This window comes from Rodentibacter sp. Ppn85, from assembly GCF_001999335.1.
Classification (GTDB): Bacteria; Pseudomonadota; Gammaproteobacteria; order Enterobacterales; family Pasteurellaceae; genus Rodentibacter.
In genome coordinates this window covers 1-22,113 of the sequence record NZ_MLHS01000014.1, presented here as the reverse complement: position 1 = coordinate 22,113, position 22,113 = coordinate 1, and the positions used below count along the sequence as shown (strand labels likewise).

Here is a 22,113-nt window from a genome sequence, read left to right as displayed (position 1 = left end):
TTATTTTACTAACTGTTTCAAAATACGGCGAACCGGTTCTGCCGCCCCCCATAAAAGTTGGTCGCCTACGGTGAAGGCGGCAAGGTATTCGCCCCCCATGGCGAGTTTGCGTAAACGACCGACCGGCACAGTTAACGTTCCCGTCACTTTCGCCGGAGTTAATTCACGTAATGTGGTTTCTTTATCGTTTGGAATCACTTTCACCCATTCATTGTGTGAGGCAATGATTTGTTCGATTTCCGCTAACGGTAAATCTTTTTTCAGTTTGATAGTAAAAGCTTGGCTGTGGCAACGTAATGCGCCGATACGCACACACAAACCGTCAACCGGAATCGGGTTGTCGCTTAAACCGAGAATTTTGTTAGTTTCCGCATAGCCTTTCCATTCCTCTTTGGTTTGCCCAGTTTCCGGTAATAATTTGTCGATCCAAGGAATAAGGCTGCCACCCAATGCAGCACCAAAGTTTTCTGTCGGGAAATCACTTGAACGCATTTCTGCGGTGACTTTACGTTCAATATCTAAAATAGAAGCAGCAGGGTTAGCCAATTCATCTTTCACGGCATCACGTAATAAACCCATTTGTAAAAGCAATTCACGCATATTTTTCGCCCCGGCGCCTGAGGCGGCTTGATAGGTTGCGACGGAAACCCATTCTACCAAATCACGTTCAAATAAACCGCCGATCGCCATTAACATTAGGCTTACTGTGCAGTTTCCGCCGACAAAGGTTTTAATGCCATTTTTTAAGCCTTCGTCAATCACATTTTGGTTTACCGGATCTAGCACAATAATTGCGTCTTTTTCCATGCGTAGTGCCGAGGCGGCATCAATCCAATATCCGTTCCAACCCGTTGCTTTTAATTTTGGATATACTTCGTTCGTATAGTCGCCCCCCTGACAAGTTACGATGATGTCTAATTTTTTGAGCTCGTCAATGTCGAAGGCATTTTTGAGTTCGCCCGCCTCTTTGCCCGCAAAGACAGGAGCTTTTTGCCCTGTTTGGGAAGTGGTAAAAAAAATAGGATTGATGTCCGCAAAATCATTTTCTTGCACCATGCGATCCATTAATACGGAACCGACCATTCCGCGCCATCCGATAAAACCGACGTTTTTCATTGTTTTTCCTTTTGTTAATATTGTGTTTGAATAGAGTTCTTAATTACAAGATAGTGCGGTTAAAATCAAGTGTTTTTATGAGAAATATCAGTAAATTTACTCATTCGTTCATTCTTATTCAAGAAAAAATCCCCTTTCGGGGACTTTTATTATGTTTGTCTAAATTTCTAGGAGAGGGGAGTGAATTCATCGTAAAATTACTCGCTGAATGTAAGTGAGAAAGTATTGCATCGTATTGTCGTAAAACCTGTAGATAGGGCTGTATCGTCGCATCCTTTCTTAAAATTAGATTTGATGAAACGTTCAATATATTGCACGTTATTATCAATTTATCCCCTTTATTATTTTACTTCTACGGAATTAATAATAATTCCTTTTTCAAAGTTAGCAGGTATAACATATCCTTTCATTGAGGTTTTAGCTTCACTACTCATTTTTGACGAGGCTTTCATATAATCTTTTGTGGTTTTTTGATAATCATCTTTAATTTTTTCCTGTTCTTTCACCCCTTTGGCTTGAGCATATTTTTTATCTAACTCAATTAATTGTAGGGCATATTTTTTAGTTTCCTCATCTTTGATACTGTTTGCAATCTCCATATTGTTTTTATAGTGGGCATCTTCATTTCTAAAGGTTGGTTTGGTTTTTACTACCGTTTTATGTTGATCGTAATCTGCCCTTACATCCGGAGCTTCTACTTTCACCATATCCAAGAATTCATTTTTATTGTAGATTTTCTTTAAAATACCAAAGCCTCTGTCTGTTTTGATTTCTTGAGGAGGAACTTCAAAAATGTCAAAGTTCCACGCCCCTTTTTCGGTCATACTATGTTGATAACTTCTATCAATAATAAAATCCGATTGCACTGAAAAAGGACCTACAAATGGATAACCGTCTATTTTAAAATTCACATCTCTTACAGCTGCATTATTCGGATTTTTAGGGACAGAATAAAGCAAACTTTCTATAAGATAAGGATTCCCTGTTGGATTGATAATCCCCCCTTTTGAGTCATAAAAAACAGTGAAATTAACTTTGTATTCATTATTTTCAATGGTATGTTCACCCGCTGCAAGCGTCAATTTTTCATGAGAATAAGCCGCTAACTGATGTTCTTTACCATCAATGGTTAATACCATTTTCTCATTCGTTGGATTATCTAAAGTAAAATAAAACGTTTCACTTTCTTTACATGCTGCTAATACGAGTGTTAAGGCACTAATCGTTAAAATTTTCTTCATCTGTTTCTCCTTAAAATTTAACTAATTAAGGGGAAAGAGTATATCATTGTAGAAAAAGATTACATATAAAAAAACAAGATAAATTAGGAACTATTAATTTTTATGATGAATATAAGTAAGTTGATTAATCCGTGAACTCTATTCAAGAAAAATCCCCTTTCGGGGATTTTTAGTTATTTTTCAGTTTTTTTATTAGTTTTCTTAACGATTTTCTTTGCGGTAGATTTTGGCTCGGATTTGACCGCACTTTTTTTATTAGCCGTTTTTGAACGGTTTACTTTTGTGGTAGGTTTTTTACTCGCTGGTTTTTTTGTTGTGGCTTTTTCCTTTAAATTCGCTGCTTTCCAATCGTTAAGTTTTTCTAATAAGACTTTACCCATTGGACTTGGATCACCGGTAAAGAGGGTTTTTAAGCCGTTATTTTCAATAATATGACGGCGTAAGGCCAAACGTTCTTCGTGATTTTCCGCTAAACGAATAGCTCTCTCGACGTATTCATCTACGGTATCGGCGATTAACCATTCAGGTAAGCCCAAGCGTTTGAATAACCCCTCATCAATATGTTCATGCACTTCAGAACCGGTTTTACAAATGCCTACTAAACCAAGGGTCACCATATCAATAATGCCGTTTGTATTACCGAATGGGAATGGGTTTACCATCATATCGCAATTGTGCAAAATTTGAAGATATTGGTGATAAGCCGAGTGTGGATATGCCGTGGCATCATCACCTAAATAAGATTTAATAAAACGCGCTACATAAGGATGGGTAATGCCGCTTGATTGACCCAGTGCAAAATGGAAGTGTACTTTTACTTTAGCACGATCGCGAATGGCTTTTAATGCATCCAAGAAATAAGGATTCAATTTCATTGTTGTAGAAGCAATACCGATATTCACTACTTCCGGATTAGTGCGTAGGAGATATTCTACATTCTGTGGGGCGAGGGCGGACGGCACATAAGGAAGCGCATCTTTTGGCAAACGCAATAAGGTTTCACTAAAACAGTCTTCCGAACCCACATAATCATCTTCAACAATCACATATTCAATAAAGTCCGAGTGAGTGGTGGCAGGGTGTCCTAATGCAATGGCTTGAATTGGCGCAAGACGGGTGTTGCTGGCAAAAATTGTTGTGAGATCCATCCCAATACTTGGCATATAAAGCATAGCCGCACCGTTTTCATCACAAATCGTTTTTAAGAATAGCAATTTTTCAAAGATACTATTCCCGTTGATTAGATGGAACTCATCAAACACCGCTCTGCCTGCGTCATCTACCGCCTCGCCACCAATACCGATTAAATAAAAACGCTCACGTGCCGCAATCATAGAAGTGGAATGAGTACGATAAATTGAATGGGCGGAGTGGAAATGCTCTAAAAGTACAACCATTACCGGCTTACCATTACGTTCACCTAATTTTGTTACATCCCGATCAATCCAACCGCTTTCAATAAGATGACGGCGAATAACTTGGTTTAATGCACGTTTTACATTATGTTTATTGGCAGCAATATCATAGCTACAGTGCATATATACATCATGAGAAATACCGCTAGGTATGTTGTTTAAATTTTCAATCTGCGCTAATTTTTCAGGGAACCATTGCAACAAGGCTCCACGTTTACTGAATGCTTGCGACGTACCAATAAAACGAGGTGACTGTAATGCAAAACAAAGCGAGGCGCAAAGTTCCGGTTCTGCACCCCATAGAGTATCTAAGTTTAGGTTAACGTTTGATTCGGGCAAATATAAAATGCAGAACTTGATTAATGCTGATTTAGATGCCTCTAAATCAATATCTAACGGGTCTTTAGGGTTTGGATTGCGATTGTAGGTTTGTAAAATATGATCTGCATTTACAAAAGGCGATGAAGCAAAAATCATATTTATCCAGCGTTGTAAAGTTAAGAAACGCTGTGCGCCGAAAATAGAAATGTCTAATTTCGGGTCGGTAAATAATTCTGTAATTGCTACCGCCATACGAGTGGCAAAGTAGATATGTCTATCTTGGGTAAGATGTTCAAGCTGTTTGGGAACATTAATTTCAATATCCTTAATTTCGCCGAAATTCGAATCAATTTTACCAAGAATATCAAGTAGCTCGACACAAGCTTCTTCATAATTTTTTGCTGCAACTTTTTCTTCAAAAAGCTCAACACTTGGCTTTTTCACTTCAGACATTTTATTTTCCTTTTGATTTTAATTTAACAAGTTCCCCACAGATCATATTCATCTGATTGGGTAATGGTGACGTTAATTATATCACCGACTTTCACATCGATACCGCTGATATTCTCAACATAAACCAGACCATCCACCTCCGGTGCATCCGATTTGGAACGTCCGATAATACCTTCTTCATCTATTTCATCGACCAATACATCCAAGGTTTTTCCCACTTTTTGTATTAAGCGCTCAGATGAAATTTTCTGTTGTAATTGCATAAAGCGATGGAAGCGTTCTTCTTTAACCTCTTCCGGTACTTGATCCGACATATCCGTTGCAGGAGCACCTTCCACTGGACTAAATTTAAAACAACCGACACGATCGAGTTGGGCTTCTTTTAAGAAATCAAGTAATAGTTGGAAATCTTCTTCCGTTTCCCCCGGGAAACCCACAATAAAGGTAGAACGCAAGGTTAAATCCGGGCAAATTTCACGCCATTTTTTAATTCGCTCTAAAGTGCGGTCAATACTCCCCGGCCTTTTCATTGCTTTGAGAATTTTCGGGCTGGCGTGCTGCAAAGGAATATCCAAATAAGGTAATAAGGTGCCGTCTGCCATGAGAGGGATTAAATCATCAACATGCGGGTACGGATAAACATAATGCAAACGCACCCAAATCCCGAGTTTCCCCAGCTGTTTACAAAGTGTCATTAAATCGTTTTTAATCGGCATTCCGTTCCAGAATGAGGTTTTCACCCCACCCTCTTGGCGTTTTAAATCCAGAGAGTAGGCGGAAGTATCTTGCGATACTACGAGCAATTCTTTCACCCCGGCTTCGGCTAAACGTTTAGCTTCATCCAATACTTGAGTGATGGAGCGACTTTCCAAATCACCGCGCATGGAGGGAATAATGCAAAATGTGCAACGATGATCACAGCCTTCGGAAACCTTCAAATAAGCATAATGTTTTGGTGTTAATTTCACCCCTTGTTTAGGCACAAGACTAAAATAAGGATTATGTGTCGGTTTCGGCACATATTTATGCACTTGCTCCATCACAGTTTCATAGCTATGAGGGCCGGAAACTTCCAATACTTTCGGGTGAACCTCACGAATACGATCTTCTTTTGCGCCGAGACAACCGGTAACAATCACCCGACCATTTTCTTCTAACGCCTCTCCGATCGCTTCTAAAGATTCTTGAACTGCGCTATCAATAAAACCGCAAGTATTGACGATCACCAAATCAACATTTTCATAACTCGGTACGATATTATAACCGTCACTGCGTAACTCTGTCAGAATACGTTCGGAATCCACTAAGTTTTTAGGACAACCCAAGCTAACAAAGCCAATATTCGGGGTTGAATCTTGCATAAATTTATCTCGATTTTATTTCTATAAAAATGCTTAATTCTACTGAATTTCCGCGTGAAAGGCGACTGAAGAAAAGTAAAAGATTGTAAAATTAACTATATTTTTATTTTTCAAGTCGTTAGAATCTTACATCTTATGAACAAAAAATAGCACTATGGAAAATTCATCCCTTATTTTTACCGCACTTTTAAGCCCCCATCACTTAGCGATTCTCGGCAAAATGTTTTTGGCATTACTTTTAGGCAGTATTATCGGTTTAGAACGTGAGTTAAAGCACAAGCCCGTCGGCATTAAAACTTGCTCAATTATTGCGATTACTACCTGTGTGTTAACCATGATTTCCATTCAAGCGGCGGAACATTACGCACAAGTATCCGAAAACATTCGTACCGATCCGATGCGCCTTGCAGCACAAGTTATTAGCGGTATTGGTTTCTTAGGTGCCGGTGTGATTTTACATAAGAAAAATGATGCGATTTCAGGATTAACCACCGCAGCGATTATTTGGGCCGCCGCCGCAATCGGCATTGCAATCGGTGCCGGTTTTATTTTTGATGCCTTGATCGCTACAGCGATGATTTTAATCGCTATTCGTTTTAGCCCAATGATACAGCGTTTAATCCGTCATAGAGGACGAAAAAAGAAAACCAAAATTATCATTCATCTCAGTTCATCCGATTCTATTGCAATCATTACAAATCTATTGATTCAAAATGATTACCGCATTGAAAATCTTTTCGTAAAAGATTTACCCAATGGCGAGGTTAGAGTTCAGATCCGATGTTTTGCCATTGATAGTGCTATGATTAAAGATATTTACACATTATTAAAAACGGAAGAAGGGGTGTTGAGCGTTGAGTTATTTGAAAATTAAAAAAGGGGAATTGTTATTCCCCTTATTTTCTTTAAGTATTGTTTAAAACTATTTACTGCCCGTTATCATGTCACTGCTCAGCTACTTAGTTTTCGATAGTTTTATTCCCCAATATTTTTCATCACTCCGTCTTTCTCTCTTTTAAGCACAATAGAAACTCAAACGTTCGTTAATTGATAAAAATTCCTTTACATTAAAAATTAGATGAATATGATAATGATTCTTGTTTTTAAACCATAAGGAATACCATGTATAAAAACCAAATTACATTTTTTATTTGCCTAACATTATGCGCCTCTCGCGCTTTTTCTGAAGAAAAAACGACAAATCACGCTAATATGCTGCCAGAAATTGTGGTATATGGAGACAATAATAAATCCCTTTCCTCCACTCAAACGCTCACTTCCACAGAGATAGAAAAAACACCCACAAGCAATAATAACATTACCGATTATTTGCGTTCTAACCCGCATATTCGTTATGAAAATAGCGATCAAGATGGTTTTCAACGTGGCGAAATCAAACCGCAAAATATCTCAATTAATGGTGCGGATACAAATCAAACCGCTTATTTTATCGATAATGTAAATGTGAACAACGATTTAACAGTAGATAGTGAAATCTTTGACGGTGCAATGCAGGTCGTGCCGGGGATTAGCCATACACAGGCTTATTTCTTTGATGCCTCTATGCTGTCAAAAGTTGAAGTGCATGACAGCAACATTTCCGCCGGTTTAGGTGGTTTCATGGGCGGAGCGGTGGTTGCCAAAACGAAACAGTACAATGGGCAAGATAGCGTGTCACTCAAGTATCGCACAACAAATTCCGGCTGGGCGAAAATGAATACCGATAATTCGGCACAACATTTATTGGATAAAATCAGACCTGATGCCGGCGGTGTCGCCGAATTTCAGCCTAAATATCGCAAGCAGACGTTTAACATCGTTTTAGAAAAAGGCTTAACGGATAATTTAGGCATGGTATTGGGGTACAGTAAACGCCACTCCCAAATCCAACAAAATCGACTCATCGGATACGATACCGACATCAAGTTAAATAAACAAAATCACCTGCGCAATTCCGATAATTTATTGTTGAATTTCAACTTAGCGGCAAGTGAAAAAGATCGTTTTGAACTGGGATTCCGTTATTCCAATTATAAAGAACAAAAATATTACGCGACCAATATTGATAGCGATGTCAGCGATTATCATCAAGCTTTCGGTACTACATTGGCGTGGGTGCATGCTTTTGATTCGGGCGTTTGGACAAATACCCTTGCTTATGATCGTTTTAAAGATAAACGAAAATCCTCCTCTGCCAATGTCGAGACTGTTTCCGTTTTTGATGAAAATTTTGATCAAATTTATGATTATGAAAAAGGCGGTTATGGTAACAGCTCTCTAACACAAGATAATCTTCATTTCTCAACGGAATTTGCCGTTGAGCCTTTTGATTGGGGAGCAACCAATCATTCTATTTCTATCGGGGGAATTTATCAGGCGACCCACTATAAATTTAATCGCCCTCAAGATGTGCATTCTAAAATTATTCAGCGCTATCCCAACATGGATCCGACTGAATTCCCCGATATCACTTATAAAGGCAATGCAAAAACCCGTTATCAAAATTTCGTCTTTTATGCAGAAGATTTAATCACCTGGAATAACTTAGAGTTTCGCCCCGGAATACGTATCGAACGGGATGATTATTTGCAAAACAACAACATTGCCCCACGCTTTGTGGCACGCTATAAACCTTGGGAAGAAACCGGTTTGACACTGGGATTGAACCGTTATTACGGCCGCTCTTTCGCCTCATTAAAACTGACCAATGAGATTTTAAAAATCAATCGTGATACTAACCGTAAATATCAAGAATTTAGTTCGCTAAAAACCCCTTATGCCGATGAACTTAGTCTTGGTTTTGAACAAAAACTGGGGAATCTGGCATTTAAAGTGAATTACATTCACCGCCAAAATAAAAATCGAATTGTGTTAAAACGTGATGCCAACCGAGTGAATTCCTATCATAACGGCGGTGATTTCAGCGTGGATGTTTACACATTCCAAATAAATAATGATCAGCCTTGGCAAGTGGCAAAAAGCTATTGGACAACCTCTTTGGGATTTGATTGGTTAAAAACCAAACGTGCCGATATAGGAGGAGAACTTGATCCCAATGAAGCGGTATATCTTGACGGTAAATTAATGACCCGCCGTGCCATGCTCAATAAAGTCAATAGTGCTACCGAAGATTGGATTGCCCGATTGGGTGTAGATATGGCGATCCCTGACTACCATATTACTTGGTCAAACAAAGTTTATATGAAAGCACCGATTCGCAGTTACGAATTACTGGATAGTGATTTTAATGATGGTATTTCCCGCTATCGTTCCTATCATTACGGCCGCCACACCCAATGGGATTCCAGTATTCGCTGGCAACCGACAATTACCGGCAATCACAGTGTTTATTTACAGCTTGATATCCTAAACGTACTCAATCAAACCCGTAAATCCAAAACCGTTAGAGCCATTTCAACGAATGATGAATACGGCATTTACACGCCCGGCCGAGAATTTTGGTTGGAAATAGGCTACAAATTCTAAGTTAACATTAATTTCCGCTACGCTAACGCGAATTAGCGTAGCTTTTCTTTTTTTATATTTAAGCAAAAATGATGAAAAAACTAACCGCACTTTTTTTACTCTTTTGTACTTTTGGCGTGCTTATCGCCTGCCAAAGCAACGTCGATTCCGACACATTACCTTTTGATCCCGATATTAAACGGGGCAAGCTGGCTAATGGACTGCAATATTATATTTTACACAACAGCGAGCCTAAAAACCGGGTGTATCTTCGTTTAGTGGTGAATGCCGGTTCAATGCACGAGGACGACGATCAAAAGGGGATCGCTCATTTGGTAGAACATATGGCATTTAACGGTTCCCAAAAATACCCTGAAAATACCATTATTAACGCACTGGAAAAGTTAGGCATGAAATTTGCCCGTGATATCAATGCCTTCACCGATTTTGAAAATACCGTTTATACCCTAAATCTGGACGATAATAGCCCTCAAAAGCTCTCTCTCGCCTTTGATGTTATCAATCAATGGATGAATCATCTCACTATTTTGCCAAAAGATCTTGACGGTGAACGTGGTGTGGTCGAAGAAGAATGGCGTCGCCGATTAAGCCCGATGTTGCGCCTCGGTGATAAAAAAAGCGCCATAGAAATGGTAGGATCACGCTATGTATTACGTGATCCCATTGGGGATATGAAGATTATTCGCCGTATTTCCCGTAATCGAGTGGCGGATTTTTACCATAAATGGTATCGACCGGATAATATCTCAGTGATCGTGGTAGGGGATATTGACCCCAATGAGGTCAAAACCTTGCTGAGTAACGCCTTAGCACAATCCGACCCGCGTTTGCAAACACCTCTTGATAAAATCGACTTTTCTATTCCGCTTATTCAGCGTTGGCGGGTGGCAAGTGTTGCCGAACAAGGGACAAACATTCCGGCATTGGAACTCAGTTTTTTTGAAGAAGATAAACAGCAGGAAACACTGACGGACTATAAACAAGATCTCATTCAGCAAATTGTTACGCGTTTGGTCAATTTACGTTTGCAAAAATGGGAAGAACGTCAAAGCAACTGGTTAGATTCAGCCAATTTTTACCGTTCTCATCTTGGTAAAGAAACCCTACAAACGGTTTTTTCATTGCAATTATTCAATACTCATTATCTAAAAAATATTACCGCACTTCTTACCTTTATGGCTGAAATTAGACAAAACGGCTTTACCCCGGAGGAGCTTGATGCGGAAATCACAAGGCTTCACCGCCTCAATGAAAAACAAAAAGAAATTCGTAGCGGCAGTTTAAAAATTGCCGATGAATTAATTGCTGTTGCGGCAAATAATCAAATCACTTTAAGTGCAAAAGATCGCTACAAACTAAATCGCCGTTTTTTAGATGAAATCAAGCTAAGGGATGTCAACGAAACCTTTAATAAGATGTTGACATTAAAGGCCAAATTATTATTGGTGACTCAACCGCTGCCGGAGCAAAAACTCCCATTCAATACCACAGATATTGAACAGCTTTGGGAACAACTCATACATCAAGCCCAAACCCCTTGGCAAAACGAAAAACACAAGACAAAACGACCGCACTTTGCTTCCGAAGGCGGTGCATTGGTGTTGGAAAAACATTGGGATAAAGGCAATATTAATGAATATCGTCTGAGTAACGGGGCAAAATTGATTTATCATTACAGCGATAAAACACCAAATCAAGTCCATTTCCGCGCGGTGACCCACGGCGGATTACGCTCCGTGCCAAATCAAGATTATCATTTGTTACGCACAGCAACCATTTTAGCGGATGATAGCGGCGTGGGTGAACTTACTGCGGAGGATGTTAATCATCTATTTGGACAAAATCCTTTGGTATTGGCTACGGTGGTTGATGAGGATAAACAAGGCTTCACCGGTGTGGCAAAATCACAGGATCTGGCTAATTTACTCACGCTGTTTCGGTTAAAACTTCAATCCGCCCCGATTTCCGATAGTGCATTACAAAAATATCGCCGAGAAACACAGGATTATTTTAAACAAATCGATGCGGAAACAACGTTTATGCAAGCGGTATCCCGTTTGCGCCAACCCAATATAGCCACGGCTTACACGCAAAACCAAAGCGAATTATTAGGTTTTACGGCAGCGCAATTGAGCCGAATCTATCAAGAAAAAATTTTGGCTAACACGGATTTTACTTATTTCATTATTGGTGATATTTCACGACATGATGTTGAAAAATTAGCAAAACAATATTTGGCAACGGTTGAAGTAAAAACGCAGCCTCGTAAGCTTCAAATCCATGCCATCCATACACCGAAAAAATCATTTTTGATGAGCGGATTAAGCGAACCCCGCACCGATGTAGAAATTTATCTTGCCGCCGAAAACCAATGGCAAGCGGAACAAAAATACGCTTTAGACATTCTTGGCGATATCGTGCAGGAAAAACTACGCCTTGTTTTAAGAGAAAAAGCCTCGGGCGTTTATGCCGTCAATAGTTGGTTTAGTCAAGAATCTTATATGCCACAAATTGAAGGAAAAATTGAATTTAGTTGTGCGCCTGAGAGAGCCGATGAGCTGATAAAATTAACGCATCAAATTTTAGATGAGATTATTAAACAAGGCATTGATGAAACTTTGCTTCGCAAAAAACAGGCTGAACAGTTGCAACAAATTAAACGTCAATTTGACTCATTGGTCTCGGTGGCAAGCCTGATTGAAGAAAGCTATTGGCAACAGGGCAATCCGCAATTGGTTTATCTCTATCAAAGTTTAGAACAACTTACCACTAAAGCTAAGATTGAGGCATTAGCCAAAAAAGCTTTCGCTAAACCAACACGTTTTGTAGCAATTTTACGCCAATAATTGACCGCACTTTAGACCATTAGGTTAGCCATAAAACAATCAGCCCCTCAAAATAGCGATATTTTGAGGGGCTGATCACTGATGTAAATTAAGCTAATTTTGCTTTCAGGAAATCAAATAATTGATCTTTTGCAATCATTTCTTTCTCACCGGTACGGCGATTTTTATATTCGATTTCACCGTTTGCTAAATTTTTCTCACCGATCACGATCATATGCGGAACACCGATCAGCTCCATATCCGCAAACATCACGCCGGGACGTTCTTTACGATCATCAAAAATCACATCCACGCCCTGTGCTTGTAAAGTGCGGTAAAGCTCTTCAGCGTATTGTTGTACGGTTTCGGATTTATGCATATTCATCGGCACAATCGCCACGGTAAAAGGAGCAATTTCATCGGTCGGCCAAATAATACCGCGCTCGTCATAATGTTGTTCAATCGCCGCTGCGACCACTCGGGTTACCCCGATACCATAACATCCCATTGTCACGACCATTGGGCGACCGTCTTCCCCTTGTACGGTAGCGTTCATTGCTTCGGAATATTTTTTGCCAAGTTGGAAAATATGCCCGACTTCAATACCACGTTTAATCAGTAGAGTTCCCTTGCCGTCCGGACTCGGATCGCCTTCCACCACATTGCGAATATCGGCGATTTTCGGCAAGGCAACATCACGTTCCCAGTTAATGTTGAAATAATGTTTGCCGTCAATATTTGCCCCTGCGCTAAAATCCGACATCAGTGCTACGGTACGGTCGATAATAACGGGAATATTGAGGTTAACCGGTCCCAGAGAACCCACGCCCGCACCGATTTTGGTTTTGATTTCCCCCTCATCGGCAAATTCAAAAGGTGAAGCCACTTCCGCTAGTTTTTCCGCTTTAATCTCATTCAGTTCGTGATCGCCACGGATAATTAATGCCACCAATGGCGCGTCTTCCGCTGCACCTTTAACAATTAAAGTTTTCACGGTTTTTTCAATCGGTTGGTCAAATTGCGCCACTAATTCCGCAATGGTTTTAGCATTTGGCGTATCAACCAGTTCAATGGCTTTGGTCGGTGCGGCACGCTCACCCATCGCCACCGCTTCGGCTAATTCAATATTGGCGGCATAGTCGGATTCGGTCGAAAAAATCACATCATCTTCCCCACTATTCGCCAACACTTGGAATTCATGGGAAGCACTGCCGCCAATGGATCCCGTATCCGCTTGCACCGCACGGAAATCCAACCCTAACCGAGTGAAAATATTACTATAGGTTTGATACATCACCTCGTAAGTTTGTTGCAAACTCTCTTTATCGGTGTGGAAAGAATAGGCATCTTTCATTATAAATTCTCGACTACGCATCACACCAAAACGTGGGCGGACTTCATCGCGGAATTTGGTTTGAATATGATAAAGATTAATAGGCAACTGGCGATAAGAGGTAATTTCTCGACGCATTAAATCGGTAATAGCTTCTTCATTCGTCGGCCCAATCACAAAACCACGCTCTCCACGATCGGTAAAACGCAATAATTCCGGGCCATATTGCTCCCAACGACCGGACTCTTGCCAAAGTTCTGCCGGTTGTACCACCGGCATTTTAATTTCAAGCGCACCGCTTTTATCCATTTCTTCTCGAATCACCTTTTCCACTTTACGCAATACGCGCCAACCTGTTGGCATCCAGTTATAAAGTCCGGCGGCGAGAGGACGAATCATTCCCGCGCGTAACATCAGTTGATGGCTGACAATGGCGGCTTCCGCCGGTGTTTCTTTTAATGTCGAAAATAAATATTGACTTGTACGCATTGAATTAACCTTAAATTCGTTAAATTAAGAAAAAATTGGTGGGAGTATAACAAAAAGTGCGGTCATTTTTAACCGCACTTTTTTGAAAGAAGAAATTAATTGGTTTTTAATTTATTCCAATATTTTTCATAAATATCCACGGCATTGCCGACATCGCCTTGCATAATGCCTTTTTCCACTTCTTCTGAAGGCGGGAATAAGGTCGGATCATTCACTAATTCAGGGCTGAGTAACGCTTTTACGCCTTCATTCGGCATCGAAAAGCCCATACGTTCCACCACCACTTTGGCATTTTCAGGACGAAGTAGGAAGTCGATAAACTTGTGCGCCCCTTCTACGTTTTTAGCGGTTTTCGGAATCGCATAATTATCCATCCAGAAAATTGCCCCTTCTTTCGGATACACAAATTGCAAGCTTGGGTTTTCTTTACGAGCGAGATAAGCCGATCCGTTCCAAATCATCCCTATTGCAGCTTCACCCTGTACGTAAGGCACTTCCGGTGAGTCGGAGTTGAACGTTACCACATTCGGCAATAATTTCACCAAACGCTCGTAGGCGGCGTTAATCTCTTCCTCATTTGTGGTATTAGGCGATTTTCCTTCCAATAATAAAGCGATGTGGAACACTTCACGGGCATCGCTGGTCATCAATACTTTGTGTTTAAATTCAGGTTTCCAGAGATCCGCCCAGCTTGTGATGGTTTTCGGATCAATCTCATCCGCGTTCACTTCAATTCCGGTTAAACCATATACATAAGGTAGGGAATATTTATTCTCAGGATCAAATTCTTTATTAAGCAAATGTGTCGGAATCTGTTTTAAATTACTTAATTGGCTGTGATCAAGGGGTTGCAACATATTTTCCTTGATCATCTTATTCACATAATAGCTTGACGGGAATACCAAATCATAACCGGAGCCGGTATTCTCCGTTAATTTTAGTTTGGCATACATTTCTTCGTTGCTCTCAAAGGTGGAATAAATTACCTCCACACTGGTTTCTTTGGTAAATTGCACAACGAGTTCGGGCGGTACATAGTCCGTCCAGTTATAAACATAAAGTTTGTTGTTAGCAAAAGCAGATGTAGCAAAAAGTGCGGTCGAAGAAAGGAAAGTTTTTTTAAGTATGTGGGTAAGGGATTTTTTCAATTTATTGCCTCCTAGGGGAGATTGTTACAAGTAAAGAAATATTAGCTCGGTAATAGCATTACCGAGCCGAATTTATTTGCTACCAAACATATTGTACACCGGCACCAATTTGGTAAGCGCGACGTATTTGTTTTTGCAAAGAATGTTCAATATGCGTGTGAGCGTAAAAAGAGAGATTATTCGTTGCATTCCATTGGAACTGTAACCCCGTATCCAACCAAGTTTTTGCATAATATTCGCGATAATCCCGATTACCAACTTTCACCGGTTTATTATTCAAGAAATCATGCCAAACATTTGCCGTAAGCGCAAATAAATAAGCATTATCTCGGAAATTAAGGCTTGAACCTAATCGTCCGCGTAATCCGGATTGGCTATGATATTGAATATTAAGGTGTTTATCACACAGATCTTTTAAGTATAAATGTTGATAAATTAACTGGGCTTGTGGCTCAAATGACCAATTTTTATTCAATCGGAAAGTTTGCCCCATCTCTGTCGAAATTAAGGTGGTCATACCTTCTTGCGTGACGTTACGTCCTTCTCTTGGGCGATATTCATTGCGTAAGTAGCCTACTTGTCCGACAAAATCAAGATAAGATTCGTTTTGCCAAAAGACCGAGTGATAAAGCCCGAACAATCCTGCTTTGGTTTTTCCTGTTCCCGTATGTTTATCACTGACAATCCGACCGTTTTCGGCACGGAATCTGTCGGAAAAATTAATGTGGTTATAACCAAAGGTTGCATAAATCCCAGTTTGTTTGGTTACTGCATCTTGTGTATGTCTATCCAAATCAACACCTACCTGAGCAAGATATTGATGTTGTCTATTATTCAAACGATGTTTTCCATCAACTTTAAGGTATTTACTCACAACCCGTCCCCAAACGCCATGCCGTGTAGTAGTTTGCGGATTAACCGTACTACCGCGTCGTTTAGCCAACGTATCAACAGCACTGTAAGCCAATTCCATATTGGTATAAGGCATTTGAATATAAGCGGATGATGCTGCTGTTCTAATTTTCTTATTTGGTTTTGGTTCAGGCTGTGATTGAGGCTCAAGTGCTTCAAGTGTCCAATAATATTTGTTGCCCACTTTAACTAATTGCGCTTCTCCGGCATTCAATGTTGCCGATTTACCGGTAAATGCCAGACCATTATGATCTTTTTCGGCAATAGCGACGAGGGAAGAAGTTTGTTTTTGATTTGTCTTTTCGATATCACCAAAAATCCCGTTTTTCGTTTTGACGGTAGTTGCACCGCGTGAGGTATCAATATTCCTTAAAATGTGCAAAATATCACTGCCGGATGTGCCGGAATCTTTATTCCAAACAGAGTCAACAAGTAATGTTCCACCGGAAGTATAGTTATTTACAACAAGATGAGAGAAATTGGGCTGATTTGAACCGTCTGCCAAATCAAGTGTACCTTGATGAATAAAATTTTCTTGTACAAAAGGTGAATTGTTCAAATTATTTTCATCATAAGCCGTTTTTTGCCCGATATTACTGAGGGAAAAAGTACCGTCATTGAAAATCGTTAAATTTTTTACGCCAAAACGCTCAAACGTTGATTCGTCTGCCAATGCCAATGTACCTTGGTTAATAAGCATCTCATTAACTGAATTTTTACCTGCTCCTGATCTATTTTTAATCTGCATTTTTTCAGGCGCGTCATATTCAATATTACAATTATCACAACGCACTAATGGAAAAATAATATCGTCTTCTTTGAGTTTTTTAAAAACTAACCGGGCATTTTGACTTGCAATAATTCCTCTAGGAAAGTTAAATTCGCCCGCTTGTGTATGATCATCGCTTCCTATTTTTAATGTTTTTCCAATCACAATACCGTGAACGGTATTAAAGTGTCCTTGGTTCTCAACATCGTAAAGATAAGTTGCCCCTTTATTATAGTTTACGTTAAAAGTGCCACCGTTCAGAATACGGATTTTACTGATTTTGGATGCGCTAATCCCATCATTAAAAGTAAGTTCTGAGCCTTCTCCATCAATGACAGTGAGTGAAGTTTCACTTCCTGCATGTCCAAAATAATTGTAATTTCCCCATTTTTCATTAGATTGAACGACTTTTGCACCATTAGTTACCCAAAGTTCACCACTTGCACCGGATTGCCCAACACTGAGCCTACCATCTGTTTTTAAAATAGTCCCTGTGCCATCGACTCTTAATATTCCATAACCGCCATTATGGTTACCGATATGGCTATCACTACTAAATTTAACTTTTGAACCGTTATTAATGGTTAGCTCGCTTGGTGGTGATAATCTCTCCCCAAATTTAGCACCGATAATAACACTACCATAGACAAGATATCCTTCTGCATCAGTCTGCGGATTATCCACAACATTTTGAATATTATCTACTGATCCGCTTTTTATCACAGCAGAGTGACTTAAATAGGGTGGCATAGAGATAAGAAAAAGTAATAATTTTTTCATCATTATGATTCCTTAATAAAAATTAAATTTTTTAGACGATTTGTGTTTTTATATTTGTTAAGCTGTTAAGCGTTAATAAATCACAGAGCGGAGTATAATAGTTCAACAAATCAGCCAAGACAATCTAATTATATTTTGTAAAGAATTTGACATATCTCCCTATCCGAGTAAGATTTCGCCAATTTTTACCAACGAGAGGTTTTATGCTAACTTTTGCTCATCAAGAACACGTTCCTTCCTATTATTTTGATTCACGCAATCAAGATTTCCAACTTCCTCCTTTAACACAAATTGAACACGCCGATGTCTGTGTCATTGGGGCAGGCTTTTTTGGTTTATCCGCTGCATTGGAGTTGGCTGAGAAAGGGAAAAAAGTCGTGGTATTGGAAGGCGCTCGGGTGGGCTTTGGCGCTTCCGGTCGAAGTGGTGGGCAAGCCATCAATGGTTTTGAAGAAGGCATTGATGAATATATTCATCAAATCGGCTTTGAGAAAGCCCGTCAACTGTGGGAAATGTCGCTGGAAGCCATCGATATTATTGATGAACGTATAGAGAAATACGGTATTCAATGCGATTGGAAAAAAGGCTATGCGACCCTTGCATTGAACCATCGCCGTATGGATGATCTGATTGAAATGGAAAAAGCCAGCCACAAAAATTTTGGCTATCAAAATATGCAGCTTTGGGATAAAGCGAAACTCAAGCAGCATTTAGGTAGCGATATTTATGTAGGCGGTTTATACGATAGCAATTCCGGTCATTTGCATCCTTTCAATTATTGTTTAGGACTGGCGAAAGCCTGTTTAGATCTTGGCGTGCAGATTTTTGAACAATCACCGGTGGTGGATCTTATCGAAAAAAGCGGTTGTATTGAGGTGAAAACCGACCAAAGTGCGGTCATTTCTCAAGATGTTATTTTAGCCACCAACGCTTATATTGATGCGCTCCCTAAATCTATCCATCATGGTATTAACCGAAAAATTATGCCGGTGGAAAGTTTTATTATTGCCACCGAACCCTTAAGCCAAGCCGTGGCGGATTCAGTGATTAATAATGGCATGTCTGTGTGCGATAACAATTTACTGCTTGATTATTATCGTTTGAGTGCAGACAATCGCCTGCTTTTCGGCAGCGATTCCAGTTCAGAAAAAGATATGGTCGCCGTAATGCGACAAAATATGTTGCACGTTTTTCCGCAATTAGAAAATGTAAAAATCGACTACGGCTGGGCAGGGCCAATTGATATGACGATGAACGCTACCCCGCATTTCGGGCGAATTTCACCCCATATTTATTTTGCTCAAGGTTATTCGGGACATGGTGTTGCCTTAACCGGTTTGGCAGGTCGTATTATTGCGGAAGCCATTTTAGGCAATGACGAACGCCTGCAAATTTTTGAAGGCTTAAAAGTGCCTTCCGTTTACGGCGGAAAATGGGTGAAAAATTTAGCCACGAAGATTGGGGTGAAATACTATCAGTTTTTAGATAAATATCGTTAAAAACAGGTTTAAAATTGACCGCACTTTATAGGGTTTCCTCCTATTTTTAAATAAAAGTGCGGTCAATTTTTACAGTATTTGTCGAAAATGCCGATATCAAAAACCTTCCTGTATTAAGCCCTAAAAATAAACTCTCATCCCCAAACTGACCACATAGTCCGAATTATTAACAAAATTCCATTTTGCAGATTCACCGCCCGAATAGCGGTATTTCGCCCCTTCAAAAAAAGTGACAACTTGACGGTGTAATTTATAATCTGCTCCCACAATAATGGCTTTTAATGTTCTTGTTGCGAAATTTTCTTTTCCATCTTTAATTGGAGATTGGGCTTTGCCCCATAAATAGCCAGCAAAAATTTTACTTTTCGGGTTAAGTTGATATTTAGTGGCAATCAGCCATTCTTCCACTTGACGGAATTGAGCTTTGCTTTGTTTACCTTTCGATTCGACTTGTTGCCCCCGCCAACCAAACCCGTATTGTTGATGATAGCGGCGTTTACCGTAATCCAGACCAATACTAAAATCCCGATAATTTAACGCCAAGCCGAAGCCCAAACTGCGATCAACATTGGTTTCTGATTTTCGTTGGCGGCTAAAACCTGCTTTGGCATCTATTTTCCAATCTTGTAGGGCTTTTTGGAAAAACAACGCAAGGATGTATCCATTGGTATTCGGTAAGTTTTTGACGTTGCCGTTTTTATCTTGGGTTTGTTTTCCGCTTTCGCCAAAAATGTAATCTGCCCCCACTTTGAAACCATATAAACTCTTTGATGTAAAGTGAATCACTTGATCAGCCCGTTTAATTACTTTTTTCACATCAGTTAAGTTATAACTATAATCAGCAACACTGAGTAAATCACCATTAGTAATTTGTTTACCAAAAGTCAAAGTGCCCAGTGGTTTATATTGAAAACCAGCGTAAAGATAACGGGTGTAGAGCGAATCTCCTATTTTCTTGTCGGTAAAACGCATTTCGACATTACCAAGTGCAGTCAAATTTTCGTTAATTTTATGGTCTACGCGTAAACGAATGCGGGATCCGTTATCATCTAAATCAGTGCGTTCACCTTGTTTATGGTGTATTTGGAAGCGGAGCGACCCCCCTAGATCTATTCGAGTTCCGTCCTCTTGATAGATTGGCGCAGCAAAAGAGCAAGGGATAAGGGCTGAAGTTAATAAGAATAAGCCTAATTTTTTCATCATATTTACCTTATAAAAAGCGTGCAAATATCTCCCCGTTTTGTTTTTAAACGGGAAGATGCGTCATTAAGAAAGTTATTAAGTTTTAATGCTTATTGAAAACGTTGGAAATCACTTAGCGTGAATAGCCCCATCGAACGAGCAACGTTGACATAGGTATAAAGTGCTTCAATTTGTTTTTTCTCTGTACTTGGTGGGTTGCCGCCACCTACACCGTCAATTTTTATCGGATAACCTACATAGTCGGCATATCCTTTTAATACGGCAGTGGCTCTTGGGATATGGAGCTGTGTCCCAACACCTAATACTGTGTGTAAGTTGTGTTGCTTAAACAGTTTGACCATACCAATTGCATTTCCTGGTGTATCACGAGCAATGGGATCAAGTAAGAAACGGTTTGGATTTACGCCATTTTCTTTCAGCCATTTTGCCATTACATCGGATTCCGCATAAGGCGTTTTGACTGGTCCGCCACTTAACACCAATTTGGCATTGGGATATTTCGCAGCCATTTCCTTGGTTTTTTCTAAACGTTGTAATAAGCCTTTTGAAGGTGAGCCGTCTGGATTAGGTGATTGTCCAAATACAGCAATAGCATCAAATGATAATTGGCTTTGAGGTTGGTCGGAAAACGGTTGTTGCAAGATATTTTCAGTGAAACGGAAAATATCTTGCATAGCTTGTGCCGCTTGTGGCGAACGTTTTTCCAAGGCATTTAAACGTTGTTTAACTTGAGTCTCATCTTCCAACGTTTTTGCAGCCAAAATACTGACTGCAAGGGCGTGTAGGTCATCTGGTTTACGGCGTAAAATTTGATCTAACTGAGAAAGGGCTTGACGGTAGTCTTTGTTAATGAGATAGGCTTCGGCTTGAAGTCGGTAGGTATTAAGATAATCGGGTTTTTCTTTCACTTTTTGATCTAAAGAACGATAAAGTTTTTGCCATTCCCAGTGGCGGAAAGCTTTCACATCGTCTCGCAAGTAAGGATCGTTTTCATAATCTTGAGCATATTTTACAACGAGATGCTCAATAGCCTCTCCACGTCCAGTTTCTTTACCTTTTGGTGCTTCAATGACATTTGATAAAGTAAAACCAAGCGGTGATATATCCTGGGTATTTTGTACACATCCCGAAAGGGAAAACGCACCCATTCCTAATAAAAGTGCGGTAAAAAGTCGGCGAGTTTTAAACATTTTCATTGATGTCTCCTTAATGAGATCAAATTTCAGTGATGATGAAAGGTTATGGTTTAACCTTCCATTAACTATCGCTTTAAATGTTGTAATAATCCGGCATAAAGAAGAATTGATAATTCGGATTTTCACTCAAACAAAGTTGGCGTAAATCAAGTTTGTTATCAACTACTTGTTTAATAATATTCATCAACATTTTTAGCTTCTGAGCATTTTGGCTAATATTGAGATTGACTACCATAAAGACAATTTCACTATGTAAAGTGAAATCTTCACTATTAAGAAAGTAATGAATATCTAGGCTTTCTTTCTCAGTCAAAAAATTACAATATATAACCATTTTTTGCTTTTTGAATAGAATATCTAAATGTAGATAATGCTTACTTTTTTCTAAATAATCCTGGATTGGAAATATATTGAGTTTATATTTCTTAGGAATAATCCTTGGCATGATTTTAGGTAAAATATCATCATACTGGTAAGAATGGTAAAAAATAGTAGAGAGTGAACTCACATATTCATTCTCTTTCATGTTATCGTCAGCATAGTAAATAGGTGTATACGGGATATCA

At 39.6% G+C, this 22,113-nt stretch carries 13 protein-coding genes and 1 pseudogene; 4 read left to right on the top strand and 10 right to left on the bottom strand.

All coding sequences use genetic code 11. The features are described from left to right. The 4 genes from asd to rimO all read right to left on the bottom strand — a co-directional run bounded on the left by asd (position 1) and on the right by rimO (position 5,907). Positions 1 to 1,116 carry an aspartate-semialdehyde dehydrogenase gene (gene asd / locus BKL51_RS02660; RefSeq protein WP_077465204.1) on the bottom strand — a complete coding sequence of 372 codons (1,116 nt, stop codon included), beginning with the start codon at positions 1,114 to 1,116 and terminating at the stop codon, positions 1 to 3. A gap of 341 nt (positions 1,117 to 1,457) precedes the next feature. Next, positions 1,458 to 2,357, bottom strand: a complete 900-nt coding sequence (locus BKL51_RS02655) for a hypothetical protein (protein WP_077465203.1) — start codon at positions 2,355 to 2,357, stop codon at positions 1,458 to 1,460. A gap of 173 nt (positions 2,358 to 2,530) precedes the next feature. Beyond that, on the bottom strand, positions 2,531 to 4,546 hold the full coding sequence (locus BKL51_RS02650; protein ID WP_077465202.1) for an adhesin: 2,016 nt from the start codon (positions 4,544 to 4,546) through the stop codon (positions 2,531 to 2,533). Between the two features lie 23 nt (positions 4,547 to 4,569). Beyond that, the gene (gene rimO, locus BKL51_RS02645) at positions 4,570 to 5,907 is read right to left on the bottom strand and encodes a 30S ribosomal protein S12 methylthiotransferase RimO (protein WP_077465201.1); all 1,338 of its coding nucleotides are present in this window, start codon (positions 5,905 to 5,907) and stop codon (positions 4,570 to 4,572) included. A 154-nt stretch (positions 5,908 to 6,061) separates the two neighbouring features. Between rimO and BKL51_RS02640 the strand changes: the two genes are divergently transcribed. The 3 genes from BKL51_RS02640 (at position 6,062) to BKL51_RS02630 (ending at position 12,239) form a co-directional block, all read left to right on the top strand. Next, on the top strand, positions 6,062 to 6,781 hold the full coding sequence (locus BKL51_RS02640) for an MgtC/SapB family protein (RefSeq protein WP_077465200.1): 720 nt from the start codon (positions 6,062 to 6,064) through the stop codon (positions 6,779 to 6,781). A 248-nt stretch (positions 6,782 to 7,029) separates the two neighbouring features. Continuing rightward, a complete protein-coding gene (locus BKL51_RS02635) occupies positions 7,030 to 9,393 on the top strand; it encodes a TonB-dependent siderophore receptor (protein WP_077465199.1) in 2,364 nt (787 codons plus the stop codon). A gap of 71 nt (positions 9,394 to 9,464) precedes the next feature. Beyond that, positions 9,465 to 12,239 (top strand): pitrilysin family protein, encoded by a 2,775-nt coding sequence (locus BKL51_RS02630; protein WP_077465198.1) that lies wholly within the window; start codon positions 9,465 to 9,467, stop codon positions 12,237 to 12,239. Positions 12,240 to 12,327: 88 nt separating this feature from the next. Here the strand turns inward: BKL51_RS02630 and proS are convergent, their stop codons facing one another. The 3 genes from proS to BKL51_RS02615 form a co-directional block, all read right to left on the bottom strand. Next, positions 12,328 to 14,040, bottom strand: a complete 1,713-nt coding sequence (gene proS / locus BKL51_RS02625; RefSeq protein ID WP_077465197.1) for a proline--tRNA ligase — start codon at positions 14,038 to 14,040, stop codon at positions 12,328 to 12,330. A 95-nt stretch (positions 14,041 to 14,135) separates the two neighbouring features. Continuing rightward, positions 14,136 to 15,188, bottom strand: coding sequence for an extracellular solute-binding protein (locus BKL51_RS02620; protein ID WP_077465196.1), 1,053 nt, complete (start codon positions 15,186 to 15,188; stop codon positions 14,136 to 14,138). A 79-nt stretch (positions 15,189 to 15,267) separates the two neighbouring features. After that, complete coding sequence (locus BKL51_RS02615; protein ID WP_077465195.1) at positions 15,268 to 17,652, bottom strand: autotransporter outer membrane beta-barrel domain-containing protein; 2,385 nt, start codon at positions 17,650 to 17,652, stop codon at positions 15,268 to 15,270. A 200-nt stretch (positions 17,653 to 17,852) separates the two neighbouring features. On the opposite strand from BKL51_RS02615, the gene BKL51_RS02610 reads away from it, so the two are divergent. Next, positions 17,853 to 19,148, top strand: a complete 1,296-nt coding sequence (locus BKL51_RS02610; protein WP_077465194.1) for an FAD-binding oxidoreductase — start codon at positions 17,853 to 17,855, stop codon at positions 19,146 to 19,148. A gap of 120 nt (positions 19,149 to 19,268) precedes the next feature. Here the strand turns inward: BKL51_RS02610 and BKL51_RS02605 are convergent, their stop codons facing one another. From BKL51_RS02605 to BKL51_RS12050, 3 genes and pseudogenes are all read right to left on the bottom strand, one after another. Beyond that, on the bottom strand, positions 19,269 to 20,351 hold the full coding sequence (locus BKL51_RS02605) for a porin (protein WP_143530501.1): 1,083 nt from the start codon (positions 20,349 to 20,351) through the stop codon (positions 19,269 to 19,271). Between the two features lie 89 nt (positions 20,352 to 20,440). Further along, a complete protein-coding gene (locus tag BKL51_RS02600) occupies positions 20,441 to 21,547 on the bottom strand; it encodes a YdcF family protein (RefSeq protein WP_077465192.1) in 1,107 nt (368 codons plus the stop codon). Positions 21,548 to 21,620: 73 nt separating this feature from the next. After that, a pseudogene (locus BKL51_RS12050) lies at positions 21,621 to 22,113 on the bottom strand (transcription antiterminator BglG); the annotation flags it as partial.

Excerpts from the sequence above, each read along its gene's own strand:
- asd (WP_077465204.1), bottom strand. The coding sequence starts at position 1,116 with ATGAAAAACGTCGGTTTTATCGGATGGCGCGGAATGGTCGGTTCCGTA.
- BKL51_RS02655 (WP_077465203.1), bottom strand. The coding sequence starts at position 2,357 with ATGAAGAAAATTTTAACGATTAGTGCCTTAACACTCGTATTAGCAGCA.
- BKL51_RS02650 (WP_077465202.1), bottom strand. The coding sequence starts at position 4,546 with ATGTCTGAAGTGAAAAAGCCAAGTGTTGAGCTTTTTGAAGAAAAAGTT.
- rimO (WP_077465201.1), bottom strand. The coding sequence starts at position 5,907 with ATGCAAGATTCAACCCCGAATATTGGCTTTGTTAGCTTGGGTTGTCCT.
- BKL51_RS02640 (WP_077465200.1), top strand. The coding sequence starts at position 6,062 with ATGGAAAATTCATCCCTTATTTTTACCGCACTTTTAAGCCCCCATCAC.
- BKL51_RS02635 (WP_077465199.1), top strand. The coding sequence starts at position 7,030 with ATGTATAAAAACCAAATTACATTTTTTATTTGCCTAACATTATGCGCC.
- BKL51_RS02630 (WP_077465198.1), top strand. The coding sequence starts at position 9,465 with ATGAAAAAACTAACCGCACTTTTTTTACTCTTTTGTACTTTTGGCGTG.
- proS (WP_077465197.1), bottom strand. The coding sequence starts at position 14,040 with ATGCGTACAAGTCAATATTTATTTTCGACATTAAAAGAAACACCGGCG.
- BKL51_RS02615 (WP_077465195.1), bottom strand. The coding sequence starts at position 17,652 with ATGATGAAAAAATTATTACTTTTTCTTATCTCTATGCCACCCTATTTA.
- BKL51_RS02610 (WP_077465194.1), top strand. The coding sequence starts at position 17,853 with ATGCTAACTTTTGCTCATCAAGAACACGTTCCTTCCTATTATTTTGAT.
- BKL51_RS02605 (WP_143530501.1), bottom strand. The coding sequence starts at position 20,351 with ATGATGAAAAAATTAGGCTTATTCTTATTAACTTCAGCCCTTATCCCT.
- BKL51_RS02600 (WP_077465192.1), bottom strand. The coding sequence starts at position 21,547 with ATGAAAATGTTTAAAACTCGCCGACTTTTTACCGCACTTTTATTAGGA.